Origin of the sequence: Aeromonas sp. 62-46 (assembly GCF_001898585.1) — a bacterium.
In the GTDB taxonomy this organism is placed as follows: domain Bacteria; phylum Pseudomonadota; class Gammaproteobacteria; order Enterobacterales; family Aeromonadaceae; genus Aeromonas; species Aeromonas caviae.
The window spans coordinates 1-6,100 of sequence record NZ_MKUI01000009.1 but is presented as its reverse complement, the minus strand read 5'-3'; the positions used below and the strand labels follow the sequence as shown (position 1 = coordinate 6,100).

General features: G+C 61.4%; 4 protein-coding genes, 1 tRNA gene and 1 pseudogene. 3 read left to right on the top strand and 3 right to left on the bottom strand.

The window, feature by feature from the left end:
• Position 1: 1 nt before the first annotated feature.
• From BGO64_RS03465 to gltX, 3 genes and pseudogenes are all read right to left on the bottom strand, one after another.
• Positions 2 to 74: transfer RNA gene (locus BGO64_RS03465), tRNA-Ala, on the bottom strand.
• A gap of 236 nt (positions 75 to 310) precedes the next feature.
• Positions 311 to 446: pseudogene (locus tag BGO64_RS20840) on the bottom strand (glutamyl-tRNA synthetase); the annotation flags it as partial.
• 11 nt (positions 447 to 457) lie between these two features.
• Entirely contained in the window at positions 458 to 1,873 is a 1,416-nt protein-coding gene (gene gltX / locus BGO64_RS03460) for a glutamate--tRNA ligase (protein ID WP_286700172.1), read from the bottom strand.
• Positions 1,874 to 2,136: 263 nt separating this feature from the next.
• Between gltX and BGO64_RS03455 the strand changes: the two genes are divergently transcribed.
• The 3 genes from BGO64_RS03455 (at position 2,137) to BGO64_RS03445 (ending at position 5,503) form a co-directional block, all read left to right on the top strand.
• The gene (locus BGO64_RS03455; protein ID WP_286700171.1) at positions 2,137 to 4,239 is read left to right on the top strand and encodes a methyl-accepting chemotaxis protein; all 2,103 of its coding nucleotides are present in this window, start codon (positions 2,137 to 2,139) and stop codon (positions 4,237 to 4,239) included.
• A 99-nt stretch (positions 4,240 to 4,338) separates the two neighbouring features.
• A complete protein-coding gene (locus BGO64_RS03450; protein WP_010675484.1) occupies positions 4,339 to 4,998 on the top strand; it encodes a LysM-like peptidoglycan-binding domain-containing protein in 660 nt (219 codons plus the stop codon).
• 295 nt (positions 4,999 to 5,293) lie between these two features.
• A complete protein-coding gene (locus BGO64_RS03445; RefSeq protein WP_005297820.1) occupies positions 5,294 to 5,503 on the top strand; it encodes a cold-shock protein in 210 nt (69 codons plus the stop codon).
• The last annotated feature ends 597 nt before the right edge of the window (positions 5,504 to 6,100 follow it).

Below are 6,100 nucleotides of genomic sequence, written 5' to 3'. Positions count from 1 at the left end.
GTGGAGCTACGCGGGATCGAACCGCGGACCTCTTGCATGCCATGCAAGCGCTCTCCCAGCTGAGCTATAACCCCAACTCACCTCGGCGCCACCAAAGTTATCTCTGGCAACGGAGGCGCATGATAGGCATCACCCGCTTTGCTGTCAACCCAAAATTCTCGCCCGCTGGAGCGTTTAGTCAAAATTCAGGCAGTTAGCTGTTTTTACCGCCAACCTCGTCGCTATGTCGCTGTTTTACGTCGCAAATCCGCTTGAGGCCAAAATACGAAGGGCCCCCGTCAGGGGGCCCTTTTCATGCCATGGCCGATGTTTATGCAGCGGCCATGCGCGCTTCGATGTACGCCAAAGCGCGGTCGATGCGGGCGAGGACCCGCTCCTTGCCCACCAGCGCCATCACGGCGTCGATGGCAGGGGAAAGATTACCCCAGACCGGTGACGGCAATGTGCGGCGGCAAGCTTACTCGGCGGCCATGCGCGCTTCGATATACGCCAAAGCGCGGTCGATGCGGGCGAGGACCCGCTCCTTGCCCACCAGCGCCATCACGGCATCGATGGCAGGAGACTGGCCCAGACCGGTGACGGCCACACGCAGCGGCATGCCGACCTTGCCCATGCCCTGACCCAGCTCGGCGGCGGTCGCTTCAATCAGCTCGTGCAGCGCCTCGGTGGTCCAGGTCTCCAGGGCCGCCAGCTTGGTCTTGGCCAGAGCCAGCGGCTCGGCAGCCACACCGCGCAGGTGCTTCTTGGCTGCCGCTTCGTCGATGGCCTCGTACTCTTCGAACAGGTAGCGGCTCTGGGCAGCCACCTCGACCAGGGTGTTGCAGCGCTCGGCCAGCAGGGTGACTACCTCGGCCAGCGCCGGGCCATTGCTGGTGTCGATCTGCTGGTGTTCCATGTGCCAGGCCAGGTGCTTGGCCACATAGGCCGGATCCAGGCTGCGCATGTAGTGGTTGTTCAGCCACAAGAGCTTGTCGGTGTTGAAGGCGGAGGCGGACTTGGAGATGGCATCCAGGCTGAACAGCTTGATCATCTCGTCCAGAGTGAAGATCTCCTGATCCCCGTGGGACCAGCCCAGACGCACCAGATAGTTCAGCAGCGCATCCGGCAGGTAACCGTCGTCGCGGTACTGCATGACGGAGACGGCGCCGTGGCGCTTGGAGAGCTTGGCGCCGTCGTCACCCAGGATCATGGAGACGTGGGCAAATTCCGGTACCGGCGCGTTCAGCGCCTTGTAGATGTTGATCTGGCGCGGGGTATTGTTGATGTGGTCTTCGCCACGCACCACGTGGGTGATCTCCATGTCCCAGTCATCGACCACCACGCAGAAGTTGTAGGTCGGCGCGCCGTCGGTACGGCGGATGATGAGATCGTCCAGCTCGGTGTTGGCGAACTCGATGCGGCCACGGACGTGGTCATCGAACACCACGGAGCCTTCGGTCGGGTTGCGGAAGCGGATCACGTGCGGCGCATCGGCCGGGTGATCGTGGGCGCCATCCCGGCACTTGCCGTCATAGCGGGGCTTCTCGCCGTTGGCCATCTGGCCTTCACGCAGCGCTTCCAGCCGCTCCTTGGAGCAGTAGCACTTGTAGGCGCGGCCGTCAGCCAGCATCTCGTCGATGAGGCCGTTGTAGCGATCGAAGCGCTTGGTCTGGTAGTAGGGGCCCTCATCCCAGTTCAGCTCCAGCCATTCCATGCCCTCAATGATGGCGTCGATGGCCTCCTGAGTGGAACGTTCCAGATCGGTATCCTCGATACGCAGCACAAACTCACCGCCCTGGTTCTTTGCAAACAACCAGGAATAGAGTGCGGTACGGGCACCGCCGACATGCAAAAAGCCGGTCGGGCTGGGAGCAAAACGGGTTTTGACTTTCATCTTTAAGCCTTGTGTAGAGGGCCTTGGGCCAATTCGTTAAAAAAACCGTCGCATTTTAGCACCGACAATGACGGATGGGAAAACCATGGCGAGGCAGAGGGGAAAATAGGGTCTATTCCCGCAAAAACCGCTGTTTTAGAGTGATGTCTCAGAATTTTCCCTTTTTTCCCGCTTAGCTAGGCGAGGTCGCTGGAGAGATCTCCCGCACAGCCGATACTTCAGTCACCCCGTCAACGAACCCTCAACGATACAAGGAACGCGCGATGCAGTTTCGTTCTATCCAGAATCGTATCCTAGTACTGGCCGGTGTCGCCATGACCACGGCCCTGGTCATCCTGATCCTGCTCAACCAGTATTCAGGTCGGCAGACCCAGCAGCTCACCATCGACTCCAGCCGCGCCGCCCTGCAACAGGAGGCGTGGCAGAAGGTGAGCGCCAACGCCCGTGCCGAGGCCGCCACCATCACCCAGCTGCTGCAAAAGGGGCTCTCCTACACCCAGCAGATGGCCAGCGTCTTCGCCCGCCAGCAGGAGGGCAAGCTGCCGCTGGATCGCCAGCAAGCCACCGACCTGCTCAAGGCCCAGCTTGCTTTGGAGCCCCAGCTCTATGGCGCCTTCGCGGGCTTCGAACCCAACGGCTTCGACGGCCAGGACGAAAGCTTCTCTGGCCAGAGCGCGCTCGGCAGTGACGACAAGGGGCGCTTCGTTCCCTACTTCTATCGCGACAAGGAGAGCATAGGCACCGACCTGCTGCTCTCCATCGAGAAGAGCGATCCGGACGAGTTCGGCAACCCGGCCAACGACTACTACGCCTGCCCGAAACGGGAGGGGCGCCCCTGCCTCATCGACCCCTTCAAGGTGGACATCAACGGCCAGCAGGTGCTGGTGAGCACCATCACCACCCCCATCCTGGTGGATGGCCAGTTCAAGGGCATCGCCGCGCTGGATCTGGCGGTGGACTCCATCAGCCGCCAGGCCCAGTCTCTCAACAGCAACATCTATGACGGCAAGGGGGAGACCCTGATCGTCAGCGCCGCCGGCGTCATCACCGGTACCAGCGGCGACGCCAGCCTGCTCGGCAGCCGCGCCGACAAGCTGCTCGGCAACGGCTGGCAGCAGTATCTCAAACCCGAGGTACAGCGCCAGGAGCTCGACGATGCGTTTCGCATCTCGGTGCCCATCGCGGTGCCCGGCATGGCCCGCAACTGGGCCATCATCGTCACCCTGCCCTACAAGGTGGTGCTGGCGGGAGCGGACGAGCTGGCACGCCAGCTCACCGACATGAACCGCGCCGCCATGACCCAGCAGCTCATCGGTGCCCTGCTGGTGCTGGTGCTGGCCCTTGGCACCATGCTGGTCATTGCCCGCAGCATCACGGGCCCCATCCGCCAGATGGTCAGCCTGGTAGATGACATCGCCGACGGCGAGGGGGATCTCACCAAGCGCCTGGAGACCCGCTCCCGGGACGAGCTGGGGGCCCTGGCCCGGGGCATCAATCGCTTCATCGACAAGCTGCAGGCCCTGCTCGGGGATGTGCAGAAGACCGCGAGCGAGGTCCATCGCCACGCCGGGGATACCGATCGCATCGCCGGCCAGACCGACAACAACCTGCAGCATCACCAGGCGGAAATGGAGCAGATGCTGACCGCGGTGCAGGAGATGTCCTATGTCAGCCAGGAGGTGGCCACCCACGCCAACAACACCGCCGACTCCGCCAAGCAGGCCCAGGGCGCGGCGGACGAGGGCAAGGTACGCTTCCAGCGGGTGATCCACTCCATGCACAAGGTGGCTGCCGAGGCGGGCAAGGGCGCCGAGGTGGTGGAAGGGCTGGCTCACGACAGCGAGCAGATCACCAGCATCCTCACCGTCATCCAGGGGATCGCCGATCAGACCAACCTGCTGGCACTCAACGCCGCCATCGAGGCGGCCCGGGCCGGCGAGCAGGGGCGCGGTTTTGCGGTGGTGGCCGACGAGGTGCGCAAGCTGGCGGGCAACACCCAGCAGGCGGTGCAGAATACCCAGGAGCTGATCGACAAGATCCGCCACAGCTCCACCAACGCGGTCAACGCCATCCAGCAGAGCCAGCAGCTGACCCATCAGGCGGTGGGGGAAGCGGATCAGGCGGAGGCAGCCCTCGGCAGCATCTTCCAGGCCATCGCCACCATCAACGACATGACCTACCAGATCGCCTCCGCCGCCGAGGAGCAGAGCTCGGTTTCCGAGACTGTCTCCGGCAATCTGTCAAAAACCAGCGCACTGGCCAACGACATCGCCAGGGACGCCACCAGCACGGCCAACGCCAGTCAGGCCTTGCGTCAGGCGGCGGAACGTTTGCAGCAATTGTTGGGTCAGTTTCGTCTCAGCTGATAATTTTCATGCTCCGGACTCTCCCCCTCGGGGGCGAGTCCGTTTACCATAGGCGGCATATTTGCCTGATGGCAGGCAATGTAGTGAGAGGTAAATGCCGTGCCCACCCCGGACCGTCGCCCACGTGGCCATAACAGACGAGCCCAGCAGCGTCGCCAAGACGAATCACAAGGAACCCTGCTCCAACGTATCAACGCGGCTACCCTGCCCCTGCGCCAGCGTCTCGGCCAGGGCATGAGTGGCCTGGGTCAGCGCAACAAGGAGCCGAAGGCGGCCTCGTTCAAGCTGGCAAGCCCCCTGCCCCGCAAACACACCATAGGGTTGCTGGTGCTGATCCCGCTCTGGCTGCTGGTGCTGGCCTGGGAGCCCGCCCCCGCCGCCCCGACCACGGCGCCGTCAGGCTCCCTGGCGGTCCCCTTGGCCGTGCCGGCCCAGGCCCTGACCGTCGGCAACGCCGGTGAGCCCCAGGCCGCCAAGCCCGTCGAGGAGAAAGTGGATGGCACCTGGTTGCAGCACGACGTGCAGGCCGGTGAAACCCTCTACTCCATCTTCCGCAAGTTCGAGTTGCCGGGGGCCGAGCTCAGCCGGCTCATCGCCATCGAAGGGCCGGACAGGCCGCTGACCCGGCTGCAGTCGGGCAAGTCGGTGTTCATCCTGGTGGATACCAGCCGCCGCATCCAGCGGGTCGAGGTCCGCTCTCTCGGTCAGGTCAGCTACCGCTACGACCGCCAGGGGGAAGGGTTCGCCCTCAAGGAATAAGGGGGCTCGACCACTTCCCCTTATGCAGACGGGAGGCCATGGCCTCCCGTTTTTTTTGATGTGAAGCATGAAACAAACTGCTGACTTCACAATACTTTTAGCTCGCTCAAAAAATGAAAAGTGCCAAATTGACAAGGGATCGGGCTCCAGTACAATCGGTCAGGCTTTAGACAGGGATTGTGCTACATGCTACTGGGACAAAGAGACGTGGTCAGTCATGCTTCAACCCCTGACTTCCAGGCAAATGCTGCCCAACCAGGCTTAGTTTCATTTTGTTATAGATAGGACTTACCACATGTCTGACATTCGCACCGGCCAAGTAAAATGGTTCAACGAAACCAAGGGTTTTGGCTTCATCGAGCAATCCCAGGGACCGGACGTTTTCGTTCACTTCTCCTCCATCCAGAGCGCAGGTTTCAAGACCCTGGCTGAAGGTCAAAAAGTCCAGTTCACTGTGACCCAGGGCAAAAAAGGCCCTCAGGCCGAGAACGTCACCGTTATCTGAGCCAGCGCCAGTGAACCCGTAGGAGGAGCCATCGCCCCTCCTATTTTTTTGCCCGCGATTTCCCCTCCCCGATCGGCAGAGCTCTTGCCGGGCTTGCCATCCCCACCTGCAAGCCGTTTATGGCCGCCACCAGCCGCTATAAATCAGAATTATGAGTTTTGGTTAAATGCCCCGGTTTTAACTTATAGCGAGCCACTGTCTGTCATTCAGGCCCTGCCAAGCCTGTTAGCCGACCGCAAAGGGTTGTGCCCGATCTCCGGGAGGTTATTAGCAAGCAATACATCTTGGTCTTATGACTTGGGATGTGCGGGGAAGAGAGAAAGCAGGCAAACGCCGGATACGACAAATCATCGCGGCGCGATGTGATGGGCAATTCAATTCAAAGGGATTATGAGGACGTCGAAGAGAGATTGGAGCGGGAAACGAGACTCGAACTCGCGACCCCAGCCTTGGCAAGCACGGATCATGCTCTACCAACTGGATGTGGTAATGAGTGTGCTGAGATATTGGATTGATGAACTTCAAGGAGAGATATTGGAGCGGGAAACGAGACTCGAACTCGCGACCCCGACCTTGGCAAGGTCGTGCTCTACCAAC